At 42.2% G+C, this 14845-nt stretch carries 11 protein-coding genes; 6 read left to right on the top strand and 5 right to left on the bottom strand.

The features are described from left to right. Positions 1-15 precede the first annotated feature (15 nt). Entirely contained in the window at positions 16-2667 is a 2652-nt protein-coding gene (locus tag XZ46_RS15660; RefSeq protein WP_008048832.1) for a PD-(D/E)XK nuclease family protein, read from the bottom strand. A gap of 159 nt (positions 2668-2826) precedes the next feature. On the opposite strand from XZ46_RS15660, the gene XZ46_RS15655 reads away from it, so the two are divergent. Then, positions 2827-4419, top strand: coding sequence for a serine/threonine-protein kinase (locus XZ46_RS15655; protein WP_006624917.1), 1593 nt, complete (start codon positions 2827-2829; stop codon positions 4417-4419). Here the strand turns inward: XZ46_RS15655 and rbsK are convergent. The 3 genes from rbsK to XZ46_RS15640 form a co-directional block, all read right to left on the bottom strand. Beyond that, the gene (gene rbsK, locus XZ46_RS15650) at positions 4399-5337 is read right to left on the bottom strand and encodes a ribokinase (RefSeq protein ID WP_008048830.1); all 939 of its coding nucleotides are present in this window, start codon (positions 5335-5337) and stop codon (positions 4399-4401) included. The two genes, XZ46_RS15655 and rbsK, sit on opposite strands and share 21 nt — an antisense overlap. Before the next feature lie 33 nt (positions 5338-5370). Next, positions 5371-5673 (bottom strand): PP2C family protein-serine/threonine phosphatase, encoded by a 303-nt coding sequence (locus XZ46_RS15645; RefSeq protein ID WP_369076472.1) that lies wholly within the window; start codon positions 5671-5673, stop codon positions 5371-5373. Positions 5674-5956: 283 nt separating this feature from the next. After that, entirely contained in the window at positions 5957-6424 is a 468-nt protein-coding gene (locus XZ46_RS15640; protein ID WP_006624920.1) for an EVE domain-containing protein, read from the bottom strand. 214 nt (positions 6425-6638) lie between these two features. Here XZ46_RS15640 and XZ46_RS15635 point away from each other — a divergent pair, with 214 nt between their 5' ends. The 4 genes from XZ46_RS15635 to rlmB all read left to right on the top strand — a co-directional run bounded on the left by XZ46_RS15635 (position 6639) and on the right by rlmB (position 11358). Beyond that, positions 6639-8555 (top strand): heavy metal translocating P-type ATPase, encoded by a 1917-nt coding sequence (locus tag XZ46_RS15635; protein WP_008048824.1) that lies wholly within the window; start codon positions 6639-6641, stop codon positions 8553-8555. Between the two features lie 107 nt (positions 8556-8662). Beyond that, on the top strand, positions 8663-9817 hold the full coding sequence (carA, locus tag XZ46_RS15630) for a glutamine-hydrolyzing carbamoyl-phosphate synthase small subunit (RefSeq protein ID WP_008048822.1): 1155 nt from the start codon (positions 8663-8665) through the stop codon (positions 9815-9817). A gap of 177 nt (positions 9818-9994) precedes the next feature. Continuing rightward, positions 9995-10345 carry an STAS domain-containing protein gene (locus XZ46_RS15625; RefSeq protein WP_174447161.1) on the top strand — a complete coding sequence of 117 codons (351 nt, stop codon included), beginning with the start codon at positions 9995-9997 and terminating at the stop codon, positions 10343-10345. Between the two features lie 104 nt (positions 10346-10449). Beyond that, entirely contained in the window at positions 10450-11358 is a 909-nt protein-coding gene (gene rlmB, locus XZ46_RS15620; protein WP_008048815.1) for a 23S rRNA (guanosine(2251)-2'-O)-methyltransferase RlmB, read from the top strand. Between the two features lie 27 nt (positions 11359-11385). Here the strand turns inward: rlmB and XZ46_RS15615 are convergent, their stop codons facing one another. Beyond that, positions 11386-12099, bottom strand: coding sequence for a DUF928 domain-containing protein (locus tag XZ46_RS15615; RefSeq protein ID WP_006624925.1), 714 nt, complete (start codon positions 12097-12099; stop codon positions 11386-11388). A 182-nt stretch (positions 12100-12281) separates the two neighbouring features. Here XZ46_RS15615 and XZ46_RS15610 point away from each other — a divergent pair, with 182 nt between their 5' ends. After that, a complete protein-coding gene (locus XZ46_RS15610; protein ID WP_008048812.1) occupies positions 12282-14840 on the top strand; it encodes an EAL domain-containing protein in 2559 nt (852 codons plus the stop codon). Positions 14841-14845 lie beyond the last annotated feature (5 nt).

Here is a 14845-nt window from a genome sequence, read left to right as displayed (position 1 = left end):
ACGAAAAATCTGGAATTATTTTGATGATTTTTGGCGACTTAGACGGTTACCCTTACGACAAACAGAGTCAAATTCACAATATTGGCAGACTTGCTGTTTCTGGTCTGGCGCTACTGGATAATTACCCTGTTGTAGGCGTTGTTTAACCTCCTCTGCAAAGGCTTCTAAAATGCCGGAGTCGGTGACTTTCGCCTTTAAATAACGCTGTTTGTTAAGAGAATACAACTTGACATCTACCTCTGGGACTTCGTTAAAGTTTTGGGCGATCGCCTGTTGATATAATGGCATTTGAATATTGATTTTGGCTTTTCCAGAATCATCTTTAATTCCCAAGGGTAAGCTACTGGTAGTTTTATAGTCTAACACTAATAGACCCGTGGGGGTGCGATCAATGCGATCGACCCTAGCAATTACCTTTAACCCATACCATTCAGCATCAAAGTAATTTTCACGACTAATAATTTCGGCATTTGACTGCAAAAAATCTTCAGCTTGTAAATTTAATTCTAACATATTTAAACCTTCTAATCGGCGGGCTTCCCAACCCATAAACTTGTCAAAATCCACATTTTCTTCAGCTTTTAACGCCGCTTCTGCTTGAGATAATGCTTGGTTAATATCTTTTCTGTCTAACCGCCTTAAATCCGTTTGATTTTTGATGTCCGCTAACAAAATTTCTAAGCAGCGATGATATAACCGACCTCGGAGACTGCCAGTGATTTCGGATTCCGCTTCCGATGGTTCTTTTAAGCATAGTAAATAGGTGGAAAACCACTTAAACGGACATTGACCTAATGCCGTTAATTGCGATGCACTAAACATCCTATTTTGATAATCAACTCCTATGCCAATAACCCCATCATATTCATCAGGAGATTCGCCACTTTCTCGACGCTGTTCAACTTGCCAATTTTTGATGATATCATTAACTAGAACATCATCAGATAACTGGTCTGGCTGCTGTAAATAATAGCGTCTAGCTTCCTCAATACTGGCTAAATTTAACAGGGGTGGGGGAGTTTTTTCTATTCCTAAACGGGTAGAATAAGGACTAGGTAACAGCGGTTTTTTGTGATGCTGTTCGGCACAAGAAAAAGTCAAAGATTTTGTGGGTATTCTTAATAGTTCATAAAAACATAATTCATTCCGTTGGGCGATATCTATAGCCGTTTCTAGGGTAATGTTGAATTGAGATAGTCGCCGGGATTCGTAAAAGTCTAAAACTGGATCATTTTCAATGGCTGCGGGTAGGATACCTTCCTGAAAACCGATTAAAAAAACATGGGGATAACTCGCACCCTGTAGAGATAAGGGGGTGTGAACTTCTATCCCTCCTTTTCCTGGTTGCATGGGGACTTTTAGCTTGGTGATTATCTCTAAAATATCTTGAAAAAACTCTTGTCGATTAAGGCGATCGCCATCAAGTTTTGATAATTCCAGCCAAGCTGTTTCTAGTTGATTAAAGGCGACTATCTCCCGAGACCATTGGCTGCTATTTTTGCGGATATCAAAGAATTTTAAAACTTGTTTGATCCGGTCTACCAAATTGGGGCGGGTATCGCTTTGGGGGAATTTTAATAATGATAAATTTAACCCTAATTCTTCCCATTCAGCTAGGTTATTTGGTCGCTTTTGTCGCGCTTCTAACCATTGTTGATATGTTAAATATCGGGCTAAAGGATGATGCAAAAGTTTAGCGGTAGACTCAAAGGGAAAATTATTTTCGATGACTTCTATCAATAATGCGATCCAAGACCCCAGGCGAATATTCCGCAAGGGAATTTTATAAAATAATCGCAGTGGTAACTGATATTCCCAAGCAATATCTAATAATAAAGGCGCATAGGTTTTTTCATCCTGGGTTACTAGGACAATTTTACTGGCTGAGACTCCATTTATTATTAACTGTTTAACCTGGGAAAGAACCCCTCTAATTTCTGCCTCTAAATTTGGGTAAATATGGCATTGAACATTATGGGGAAGTTCCCCTTTACCCAAAAAGCATTTTTGCAGTTTTTCTCCTAAGCTAAAGTTATGATCATTTTCCTGACAATTTACCTGCCATCCTTCCCTCTCTAAATAGGCGATCGCCTCTCGATTTTTGGCAAAAATTTCCTCTGTTCCTGTCGGTAAAACCCAGATGCTACCTTCCCCTGCTACTAGGTTAATAAATTTTACCTGATCAAGTTGAGGTTGAAAATAACCATAAATTAATAAAGTTTGTGCTGGAGTTGGTGCTTGGGTTTGATAATTAATGGCTTCCCAAAATAATTGATCCTGGTCAATATAGCCCTGCTTTTGTAATTTTTGTTTATAGCGATTAGTCACTTGGGCTAAATCCCTAATTCTCCGAGAATTATGATGAGTTAATAAGTTTAAGTCTACTCCAGATTTTAAGAGTTTTTGGCGGGAGGGTATTAACATTTTCGCGATACCATCAGGGTCATTACTGTTGATATTCTCAGCCACAATGCGCCGCCAAGTTCGATCCATAGTTAACACTGGCGCTATGGTAATTTCATGATTATTTATAGTTTTGATAGCCAGCTTGTCTAAAGATTTATAAGGGACTTTTAAACAACGGGCTACTGGTTGAGTTGGGGTAATAGTAGTTATTTGTGATGGTAGATGGTTTAAATTGTGGGGATTAACAATAAGCGATCGCATAATTAATTACACTCGTTGACAGTATGATAATTTTACCCATAAGTGGCTGTTCTAGTCAAATAGGTGCTGATGATTGTTAACATTTCCCAATTTTCTGGTAACATTAGTCAAGGCTGACCGTCAAATTGAATGCTGAGTTAATCCCTTGAACTTCCCAAAATGATTAATACTGCGCTGCTGTCAGGTCAAATTCTCCGCCACCACTATCTGATCATTCGTGAATTAGGTCATGGTGGCTTTGGACGCACCTATTTAGCTAAAGACCAACACCGCTTTGATGAGTTGTGCGTGTTAAAAGAATTCGCACCCCAACTCAAAGGTAATTATGAGTTAAAAAAATCCCGAGAGTTATTTCAACGGGAGGCGCAAACTCTCTACCAACTTAAACATCCGCAAATTCCCAGATTTCAAGAAATATTTGAGGAACAAATATGCGGTCAAATTTATATGTTTGTAGTTCAGGATTATGTCCAGGGTTTCACTTGCCGAGAATTACTCAAAGAGCGACTGCAAAAAGGTGAATTTTTTAGCCAAGCTGAAATCACCGAAATTCTGTTAAAATTGCTGCCAGTGTTGGATTATATCCACTCATTAGGAGTTATTCACCGTGATATTTCCCCCGATAATATCATCTGCAGAGACTCTGATGGGTTGCCAATTTTGATTGATTTTGGAGGTGTAAAACTGATGAAAGCGCACATCAATTCCGAGTGGTCTTCTCAGAGTTTACACCCCAGCCCCGCCACTCGATTAGGAAAGTTCGGCTATGCGCCAGATGAACAAATGCAGATGGGTATTGTTTATCCCCATAGCGATTTATATTCTTTAGCGGCGACTTTGTTAGTGTTGCTAACTGGTAAAGAACCTCAACAACTTATTGATAGTTATAATTCTACTTGGAAATGGGAACCATATCTAACTTTAAATCCTGAGTTATATCGGATTTTTCATAAAATGTTAGCACGTCAACCTAGCGATCGCTATATTTCCGCGCGTCAAATTTTACAGGATCTTAACCAGATCTCAATATCTCCTCAACCTATTCCCACTCAACCGCCACCAGAGTCAGTCACCCCTGACATATTACCGCCCCCAAAAAACCAGCCCCCTGTGGCTAATTTTAGTCCTCCTACTGTTCAACAAATAACCAAATTCGAGTTTTCTCCTAGGTTGAAAATGGCGAGTTTAGTCCTGTTGTCAATGGTGGTAATGGGTAGTTTTGGCTGGTGGGTGGGTAATGTTTGGGCCGATCGCTTTTTTGTTATGGAAACAGCCAAAGATGAATTTGGTAAAATGTCCGAACTTGAAAGGATAGAAATATTACGCGATCGCCGTCGCCATTTAGGTGTTAATTATAACTTTTTTATGACTTTAGTCAATGAAGAGTTTTATTTTCGCTACCCCCAACAACAAGGGCGACTATTAACTAATGATCCTGTTGATTTCGTTTGGCGAAAACGTTGGGATCAAATCGCCCATGAAGTCTTAAATGAGTTAGAAACCCTCAGTTATGAATCTCGACAAGGTTTAGGAACCTATACCCAAGCCGATCTAAATAGTTGGATTAGTACAGCCAACCGCCTTAATCTTAGCACGGCTGAACTGTTTAATTTAGCCGATACTCAATTCTATCAACTCTTCCCAGAAAGACGTGATCAAGGCTCCATAGAAGCTGAACCTTTAATTCAAATATGGCGGGGAATTGTTCGCGATCGCCTCTCTAATTGGGAATCAATTAATCGCGAAAGTTGACATAGGCGGCATCAATACATCATCTAAGGCTTGGCGATCGGGTAGAGAAGACTGCGCCCCTACCTGGGTAGTCGATAAAGCCCCCGTTGCCGCCCCCCAGAGAATCGCCTCCTTTAGCGATCGCCCTTCGTCTAAAGCCGCCGCCATTCCCCCATTAAAAGCATCTCCCGCCGCCACAGTATCCACCGCATTAACCGCAAAAGCCGGAACCCAAAAAGATTCAGATTTAGTCGCCCAAAATACTCCCTTAGACCCCAACTTAATTACAGCAGTTTTTACCCCAAAATCCAACATAGTATCCGCAGCTTTTTGGGCAGTTTCTACATTATTGACCCGAAAGCCCACCAGTTGACTCGCCTCCGTTTCGTTGGGGGTAATAATATCCACCAACGGATATAATTGTTGAGGGAAAACATCAGGGGCTGGAGCCGGATCAAGAATTACTCTCACTCCCGCATTTTTAGCCGCATGAATAGCCGCTTCCACTGCTTTTAGGGGAATTTCTAATTGCAATAATAAAGATGTTGCTTCCCCCCATAAAGGTTCCAGTCTCTGCACATCTTCAGGACCCACACAACCATTAGCACCCGGAATAATAATAATCTGATTTTCGCCGTTATTATCTACTGCAATAGTCGCTAAACCAGAATGGGTACAATTATCGCGCAAAACCCCTTCACAACCGACGCGATTAGCTTTTAATCCCTCCAGAAGTTCTTGAGCAAAAGCATCCCCGCCAACTCTTCCTACCATCTCAGTTTTTGCCCCTAACCGCGATGCTGCTACGGCTTGATTTGCACCCTTTCCACCTGCTACCGATAAAAAATTATATCCGGTTAAAGTTTCCCCAGGTTGAGGGAGTCGAGGAGTTTGCACCACTAGATCCATATTGATGCTGCCAAAAACTAAAATACTCATAGTTTGATGTTAATATTGGGGTGATTAAGGGGATTATTTTTGCTTTAAAATAATCAAGGTAATATTATTAAATATTCGCTGACGACCAATATGCTCAAAAACATCAGAAAAAATGGCATTTTTTCTGTCTTCAGATGTCTGTTCATGATGACATAGTGCCACTTCACACAAGCGGTCAATGCCATAATGTTGGCCATAGCTATTTTCCGCCTCAGTAATCCCATCTGTAAATAATATTAGCACATCTTGGGGATTTAGTCTAACCGTAATTTTATGGACAAATTGACTAATATCTGGTTCCAAACCCACAGGAAATCCTAAATCAATGGTATCTATAATTTCTACTTGAGGATCATCACCCGATCGCAGTCAAATCGCTTGTTCATGCTGGCCACTAATTTCTAATCATCCCTGACAATAATCTAACAGCATGAGAGTTCAATTTTGAGCACAATTCATCCGAGCCACATTCTCATAACTCGTCAAGCTGGAGTGACTGACGAATTATCAGAGCAATTTCAGCTACAATATTAGATGTTTCGGATTGCAGCCATCAGGGGGGTGTGTTGACGGTCATGGGTTAATTTTACCTAAAATAAACAGCTTAATTATATCCTATCTAAGATACAGATCGGCTAATTTTCAATTGTAGAATGCGATCGCCAATATCCACTCGAATCGGCATGACAGACAAACGATTACCCCGCCGCACCAGTAACAAGTCATCAGGATCAAATTGCTGTTTGAGGTCGCCAAGAGAAATCATCTGGGGAAATTTATCAATAAACTCTACTCTGACCGTATACCAACGAGGATGGTTAGCCGTAGCTTTCGGGTCATAATAGGGGCTATTTTCATCAAATTGAGTAGGATCAACTATATCAGATTCAATGACTCGCACCAAGCCGACAATCCCCGGAATTTTGGTATTAGAATGATAAAAAAAACACAAATCATTAACTTGCATTTTCCGCAAGAAATTCCTAGCCATGTAGTTACGAACACCATCCCAAATACAAGTTGTATCCGACTGCATTTGGTCAATACTATAAGTTTTTTCCTCAGATTTGATCAACCAATAAACCATTGATCCCAACTCCCGCTGGCCATGATGCTACAATTACTTTAATCCTAGCCGTCTTTCGGAAGCGACTCTCAAAAATTTAATTTTTCTTAATCTAATCTCTAGTTAGAGTTGAGCATCGACTTTCATGGCTGGTATAATATTAATAATGATTTAAGATAAGTCCCTAAAAATCACCCCAAAAAATGATAGTATAGAAAGATTTGGCTCCCACACAATGACTGATAATCAACAGAGTTCCTGCTGTTCATGCAATGGAGACGATCGCCATTCTGATAATCTGGTCTCCGAAGTGATACCCCTGGCAATAATCACCGCCATTTATATCCTAGCCTTAATCTTCAACAATTGGCTTAAACTCGCGGTTTGGGGTTGGGGGGAATATGTAGTATTAATTCCTCTATATTTACTCACAGGCTGGGAAATCTTAGTCAGCGCCGGAAAGAATATCTGGCGAGGTCAGATATTTGATGAAACCTTTTTAATGAGTTTAGCCACCCTGTGCGCCATTGCTATTAATGAAGTTCCCGAAGCCGTGGCTGTCATGCTATTTTATCGAATTGGGGAAGGTTTCCAAGAGTTTTCTGTGCAGCGTTCTCGGCGTTCAATTAAATCATTATTAGCAGTACGTCCAGACACTGCAAACCTGCTAATAAATGGCGAAATCAAAACCATGTCTCCGCAGTTAGTAAATGTCGGCAGTAGTATTGTCGTCAAAGCCGGAGAAAAAATCCCTTTAGACGGAGAAATAATATCTGGAACCTCCCAAATTGACACTTCACCCCTCACCGGAGAATCCTTACCTCGTGCCGTTAAACCCGGAGAAATAGTCCTAGCGGGAACCATCAATCAAACCGGACTACTAACCATTAAAGTAACCAAACCATTTAACGAATCTTCGATTAGCAAAATTTTAGAATTAGTAGAAAGCGCCCAAAGTCGGAAAGCCAAAACCGAAAAATTTATCACCACCTTCGCCCGTTATTATACCCCAATTGTGGTAAGTTTAGCCATAGCGATCGCCTTAATTCCTCCCCTAGTCAATTTGGGCAGTTTTCAAGAATGGTTTTCGCGGGCATTAATTCTCCTAGTAATTTCCTGTCCCTGCGGTTTAGTAATTAGCATTCCTCTAGGCTACTTTGGGGGAGTCGGAGGAGCAGCCCAGCAGGGAATCTTAGTGAAAGGATCGACATTTTTAGACGATTTAGCTGCCGTTAAAACCGTGATATTTGACAAAACAGGAACCCTGACCGCTGGCGTATTTGAGGTGACAAAAATCGTCCCTCATCATCACTTTACCGAAGCAGAATTAATCGAGATTGCCGCCAAAATAGAATCCCTATCTAACCATCCTCTCGCCCAAGCAATTCGTGAATACTATGGAGATTCACCTACCGAAACCTTAATCGAAGATTATCAAGAAATCCCCGGCTGTGGAGTGAAAGGCAAACTGCAAAATCGGACAGTAATTGCGGGAGGCGATCGCCTGTTACACTTAGAAAAAATCGACCATCCTCTCTGTGATGTAGGCGGCACAGTAATTCATCTAGCCGTAGACTATCGCTATGCCGGATATATCCTAATTTCCGATAAAGTTCGACCCGATTCTGTGGCTGCTATTGAAGCCCTCAAAAAACAAGGAGTGCAGAAAATAGTCATGCTAACCGGAGATAATCAAACCGTAGCCGATCGCCTAGCCAAAACCTTAAATATTGATGAATATTATGCCGAATTAATGCCCGAAGATAAAGTCAAGCAACTGGAAAAACTACTAAGTCCAGATCATCGTAAAGTTGCCTTTGTCGGAGATGGAATCAATGATGCGCCAGCCATTGCTAGGGCTGACGTAGGTATAGCCATGGGAGGTATGGGTTCAGACGCAGCCATTGAAACTGCCGATGTAGTAATTATGACCGATTCTCCCTCTTATGTCAGTCGTGCGATCGCCATCGGACGAAAAACCCGCCGCATTGTCTGGCAAAACATCGGTTTAGCCATGGGAATTAAAGGCTTTTTTATCATCTTAGGAATTTTCGGACTAGCCAGCATCTGGTCAGCAGTATTCGCCGATGTAGGAGTAGCATTATTAGCCATTCTCAACGCCACCCGCATATTTGGGAAACCAGTTAATTGATAGCTGTCCACCGCTGAATTGTCATGCAATCAAAACTCAACGATCAGCGGTTTGTCAGATATCTGGCAGAATAGGGAGGTATTAAGTTTAGATGCAAATTGGCTTTTATGTCCCTTATCTCTGCTAAACCAGCTTTACTGGTTCTGATTGACGGCACCAGCTATCGAGGTTGGTCCTTTGGCGCTCCAGGTACAGTTTTAGGTGAAGTGGTGTTTAACACCGGAATGACAGGTTATCAGGAAGTTTTGACTGATCCCAGTTATTGTGGTCAGATTGTCACCTTTACCTATCCTGAATTAGGGAACACAGGAGTTAACCCAGAAGACGAAGAATCCCAAAGACCCCAAGTCCGAGGCGCGATCGCCCGTAATATTTGCACCCGTCCCAGTAACTGGCGTTCTACCCAATCCTTACCGGACTATCTCAAAGAACATAATATTCCCGGCATTTATGGCATAGATACCCGTGCCTTAACCCGCCAACTGCGAACTGTCGGGGCCATGAATGGTGGCATATCCACCGAAATTCTCGACCCCGCAGAATTATTATCCTTAGTCCAACAGGCTCCCAATATGGATGGGTTGAACCTAGTTAAAGAAGTAACTACACCAGAGAGCTACGAGTGGTCTGAGTCCACCGATACAGTTTGGGAATTTAGCCCCAGCTTGGAATCAAAAGACAGCCCAACACCCCCACCCCGTTATACAGTAGTTGCCATTGACTTTGGAGTAAAGCGTAATATTCTACGTCGCCTAGCCAGTTATGGTTGTCGGGTGATCGTAGTTCCCGCCAGCACTCCCGCCGCCGAGATCCTCAAATATAATCCCGATGGCATTTTCCTCTCTAACGGTCCAGGAGACCCCGCCGCCGTTTCCGAGGGTATTTCCACAACCCAGGAGTTACTGAAAAGTAACAAACCAGTATTTGGGATCTGTATGGGACATCAAATCCTCGGTTTATCCCTGGGCGCGAAAACCTTTAAGCTAAAATTCGGACATCGGGGATTAAACCAACCTGCTGGTTTAGAAAAGCGTCAGGTGGAAATTACCAGCCAAAATCACGGCTTTGCTCTCGATCCTGATAGCCTAGCGGAGGATGTAGAAATAACCCATCTGAACCTGAACGATCGCACTGTTGCTGGTCTCAAGCACAAAACCCTACCGCTATTTTCAGTGCAGTATCACCCAGAAGCCAGTCCCGGTCCCCACGACGCTGATTATCTGTTTGAGCAGTTCGTTAAGGAAATGGAAAAAGGCAAGTAATTACCTAGCCAGGTTATTGGGGGACAAGCCGATCGCTCGTCCCCCTGTCTCTTGCTAATCTCAAATTTGATCCAACCGAATCAGATACCATAGACAATTATGGCAAAAATGGAATATACTAATAAGGCAGTATATGTGCTATCCAGTTAGGAGGGGGCTATTCCTGAGCAACTACACCTGACCGTTAGCCTCAGAGGGACTCGCGACGTTAAAGATAACTATCAAATATTTCGTCTGACCGGATTACTCGATGCCTTCTCAGAAGGTACGTTTCGGAAAATTATGTCCAAGTGTATCGATAATGGACCAAAACACATTGTGTTGGATCTTTCCCAGATAGACTTCGTAGACAGTTCCGGTTTGGGCGCTTTGGTACAACTCGTCAAGAAGGCTCAGACTAACGGAGGAACTTTACAAATTGTTTCTAATCCTCGCGTCACCCAAACCGTGAAACTGGTTCGTTTAGAAAAGTTTCTATCTCTACAGCAAACCGTTGAGGATGCTGTGGCGGCGGTCAAAAAAAGTTGAGTGACTGCTAGGAGTCTGCCTATTTCCAGTAGACCGATAGGGGGTTTCTCTGTCGGTCCTACTATTTGTTGATTAAAAATTGCCTAATCTTCGAGGGTTTTTTAATGAGACCTCCTTCATCTCCCCATCGCAAATCTGGCCCGAACCGAGGAAAGGTTAAGCCTTCTTCTAAGCCACCGCATTCTCCTCGGGAAGATAAACCAGCTATCCATCCCCGTCGTCGCGATCGCCCTGTGGCTTCAGCAGAGACAGAACCGCCAGAGGAAGATCTAATTTATGGCCGCCACACAGTCTTAGCAGCCTTAGAAAACGGCCGATCGCTTAACCGAGTTTGGGTAATTTCCCAATTGCGATCGGATACCCGGTTTCAACCTCTATTACAAGAGGCGAAAGCCAAAGGTGCTATTGTAGACGGAGCCAGCTATCAGCGCCTAGACCAAATTACCAGAGGCGCTAACCATCAGGGAATTGTCGCACAGGTTACACCGTATAAATATTGGGATTTAACCACCCTAATTACCCAGGCTAAATCTGCCAATAGCCAGCCTGTCCTAGTGGCCGTTGATGGTATCACTGACCCCCACAACTTAGGCGCGATCGTTCGCACCGCTGAAGCGATCGGAGCCCAAGGCTTGATTCTACCCCAGCGGCGGGCTGTTGGTATTAATGCTACAGTCATGAAAGTAGCGGCCGGAGCCTTAGAGACTTTCCCCGTAGCGCGGGTGATCAATCTTAACCGTAGTCTAACTGAACTCAAATCAGCCGGATTTTGGATTTATGGGACAGTAGCCGGGGAATTTCAACCCCTGTATAATGCCAATTTAACCGGAGCGATCGTTCTGGTGGTTGGTAGTGAAGGGGAAGGATTGAGTCATGCGATCGCCGAAAACTGCGATGTACTGCTTTCTATTCCCCTACAAGGAACAATCCCTAGTCTGAATGTCTCAGTAGCCACTGGTATGGCACTTTATGAGATATTCCGCCAGCGTCAGAATCAGAGTCCGAGTCAATAGCGATCGCTGCTGAAAATATGGAGTAAATTATTCGGTAATGACAGGTTCTTGAACCAAAACGCCCAGATCCGCCGATTCCAATAGTTTACTCCAAGCCTCTGAGACTGCCGGATCAGGATTACCATGAGACCGCAACTCAGCCAAAGTTGACATAGCATCAAACCACAGCCCAGCCTTCAAATATAGATCCACCTTCTCCAGTGGACTGGTTTGGTTAATTTGACTAGCCAATGCTGGGTCTATTTCTGCCCACCGGATGCCACCTTCGACTATGATATCCTCCGAACGGTCATCAGGATTACAAACGATCGAAAAGTACCACTTGTAATTATTGTTGGTTTTAATGTTTTGAGTGCTGTGTGATGGTATAGTCACACCCATAATTCCAGCTTTACCTCCGATTTTCAGGGTCTCTTCATAAATCACTGTGTCATTGGTGTTATCAATCAGCACAAACTCTGCCGTTTGGACAGTTTCCATAGCAGGTAAGTAAAAATATAACCTAGGAGAGGCTTGAGCTGTTAACCCTATCGATCGAGAGGGGGCGATCGCCATCAAGGGAGTTTGATCAAATCTACAATTAGGGTTGCCACTCCTAGTCCCTCCTCCCACCAAGCGACCTGGGGGCTGATCATCATCACCTAGCACAGATTCTATTAAAGGTGGTGTCATAGAAACCGCTAACAGAGACACCGTACCGAGGATAACCCCTATCGGACCCGCAAAAAGTTTAAGTTTCATAGTTATATCCCGATTATTTCCTGATTCCGAACATTATGATTATAGCAAGGTCATTAACAGACAGCCATCAGTCAAATTACTGATCCTTAACCATGGTCAGTTAAATATATTAAGCGCCATAGTTAACTCAATCGTCAGGATGATCAACTATTTTGAGGATAAATAAAAACAAGTAAGTCATCATGATTACCATGTATTTCCACCATTGGCAGCCTAAACTCAATGGCTTTTGTCGTCGTATCTTCAAATGCTTAAATCAGTATAGACCGATAAAAGCGCATTTGCCATCACTAAAACAGCTAATTACTATTCTATTAGCCAGTTTATTAACCATAGGGTTAATATCGGGGATTAGGTATTGGGGAATTTTACAACCCCTAGAATTAGAATCCTTTGATAGAATCATGCGCTTAAATAGTGATAATATTCCTGACCCTCGCCTATTAATTGTAGAGATTACAGAAGCAGATATTCAAGCCAACCAAAAATGGCCGTTTTCCGATGAAATTTTAGCCCAAGCCTTAGCCAAACTGCAAGAATACCAACCTAGAGTCATTGGTTTTGATATTTATAGAGATGTTCCGCAACCCCCTGGAAATTTACAAATTTTTGAACAATTCCAAGCAGATAATATTATTGCGATTCAACAAATTGGAAGAGTTGAGCCACCGCCTTATATATCAATTAATCAAGTAGGTTTTAACGATTTAGTTGCTGATTTAGATAATACTATTCGCCGCAACTTAATGTATGTTCGCTATGATGGGGAAGAATTTTATTCTTTTGGCGTAAAAGTTAGCCAAAAATACTTAGAATCTCTCAAAAATCACCCAATTATCCTTGATGCACAACCCGGCTTACTGCAAATAGACGAAACTATTTTTCCGGCTATCAGATCTAATTCTGGTGGCTATCAACTACCCGCATCGGAAGTTGGGGGTAGACAAATATTGATGGATTATCACACCAAAGAAATAGCTAAAACTATCACCATTACCGAGCTATTACAGGGAGAAATTGACGGGAATTTGGTCAAGGATAAAGTGGTGTTAATAGGCACAACAGCCACCAGTTCAAGAGACCTGCATCCCACCCCTTTTAGTGCGGCTAAAACTACTCATCATTTAATGCCAGGAGTAATGATTCATGGTTACATGATTAGCCAAATTCTGAAAGTGATTTTAGAAGGAGAATCTTTATTTTGGTTCTTGCCCATGTGGGGGGAGGTTTTATGGTTGTGGCTTTGGTCATTTTTTGGGGGGATTTTGGTAGTCAAATTTCATCGCCCCTTGTCTTTGGGATTACTAATTAGTATCAGCACGATCGCTCTATGGACTATCTGTTTTATAGTATTTTGTCAAAAGGGATGGATTCCCCTAATTCCCCCAGCTTTAGGCTTATTATTTACTGGTGCAATTGTCTTGGCTTATAAAGTTATTTATGGTTTATCCTATGATATTCTTACCGATTTACCTACCCGGATCCTACTCAATCAAAAAATTCAGCGCCTTAGTAATCAGTCTAAATATACCCAAATCGCCCTGTTGTTTTTAGATTTAGACCGCTTTCGTCTCATCAATGAAGGTTTTGGTCATGCCATCGGTGATCAACTGCTAATTTCCACTACCCAACGCATGAAAAAGTGTTTATATTCTCAGACAATTTTGGCGCGAGTTGGCGGGGATGAATTTGCGGTAATGATGCCGAATATCCAGAATATTGACCAGGCGATCGCCATGGCAAATAAACTGCAAAAAGCTCTCGCCGCGCCCTTTTATCTCAACGGTCAACAGGTATATACCACCATCAGTATTGGCATTGCGTATAGTAACCAAAATCAAGATTTAATTGCCAATGATTTATTAAGAGATGCCCATACAGCCATGTATCGCGCCAAGGCTTTGGGAAACAGTCGTTATCAGGTGTATATCTCCACCATGAAATCTCATGCTTTGCAGCAGTTACAACTAGAAGCCGACCTGAGAGAAGCCATTAAAAATCAAGAATTTCAACTGTATTATCAGCCGATTATGAATTTAAAAACTAATCAGATCGCTGGTTTTGAAGCCTTAGTGCGTTGGATATCTCCCCAGCGGGGGTTTGTGTCTCCTGGGGAATTTATCCCAGTTTCTGAAGAGAGTGGTTTAATTATTCCCTTGGGGGAGTGGATTTTATTAGAAGGCTGTCGTCAGTTGGCAATCTGGAATCAAAAATATTGCCAAAATCCCCCTTTTATGTTAAGCATAAATCTGTCAACCCGTCAATTTTCCCAAGTTAACTTGATTGAATGTGTCGATCAGATTTTGACTCAGACTGGGGTTGACCGCAGTTGTATTAAATTAGAAATTACCGAGAGTGCAATTATGGATGATGTCGATGAGGCGATCGCACTATTAGAAAGATTAAAAGCCCTAGGTATTAAACTGAGTATGGATGATTTCGGCACTGGTTATTCATCCCTCAGTTATTTGCATCGCTTTCCCATAGATACTCTCAAAGTTGATCAATCCTTTGTGCGTCGGATGGATGACAGCCAGCAAAATACAGAGATTGTCAAAACTATTATTATGTTAGGGCATAACTTAAATATGGATATCGTCGCCGAAGGTATAGAAACCGAAGGTAATGTCCAGACTTTGAAAAACCTAAATTGCGAATACGGACAAGGGTATTTTTTCTCCAAACCTTTGCCGGTCACAGCCTTGGAAGACCTGTTAAATAGGACGCTGTATCAATCATGAACTTA

The sequence above is a fragment of the Limnospira indica PCC 8005 genome (genome assembly GCF_000973065.1).
GTDB classification, from domain to species: domain Bacteria; phylum Cyanobacteriota; class Cyanobacteriia; order Cyanobacteriales; family Microcoleaceae; genus Limnospira; species Limnospira fusiformis.
The sequence above is the reverse complement of the archived record's forward strand: the minus strand, read 5'-3'. Positions and strand labels throughout refer to the sequence as shown.

Excerpts from the sequence above, each read along its gene's own strand:
- XZ46_RS15655 (WP_006624917.1), top strand. The coding sequence starts at position 2,827 with ATGATTAATACTGCGCTGCTGTCAGGTCAAATTCTCCGCCACCACTAT.
- rlmB (WP_008048815.1), top strand. The coding sequence starts at position 10,450 with ATGAGACCTCCTTCATCTCCCCATCGCAAATCTGGCCCGAACCGAGGA.
- rbsK (WP_008048830.1), bottom strand. The coding sequence starts at position 5,337 with ATGAGTATTTTAGTTTTTGGCAGCATCAATATGGATCTAGTGGTGCAA.
- XZ46_RS15635 (WP_008048824.1), top strand. The coding sequence starts at position 6,639 with ATGACTGATAATCAACAGAGTTCCTGCTGTTCATGCAATGGAGACGAT.
- XZ46_RS15610 (WP_008048812.1), top strand. The coding sequence starts at position 12,282 with ATGATTACCATGTATTTCCACCATTGGCAGCCTAAACTCAATGGCTTT.
- carA (WP_008048822.1), top strand. The coding sequence starts at position 8,663 with ATGTCCCTTATCTCTGCTAAACCAGCTTTACTGGTTCTGATTGACGGC.
- XZ46_RS15640 (WP_006624920.1), bottom strand. The coding sequence starts at position 6,424 with ATGGTTTATTGGTTGATCAAATCTGAGGAAAAAACTTATAGTATTGAC.
- XZ46_RS15660 (WP_008048832.1), bottom strand. The coding sequence starts at position 2,667 with ATGCGATCGCTTATTGTTAATCCCCACAATTTAAACCATCTACCATCA.
- XZ46_RS15615 (WP_006624925.1), bottom strand. The coding sequence starts at position 12,099 with ATGAAACTTAAACTTTTTGCGGGTCCGATAGGGGTTATCCTCGGTACG.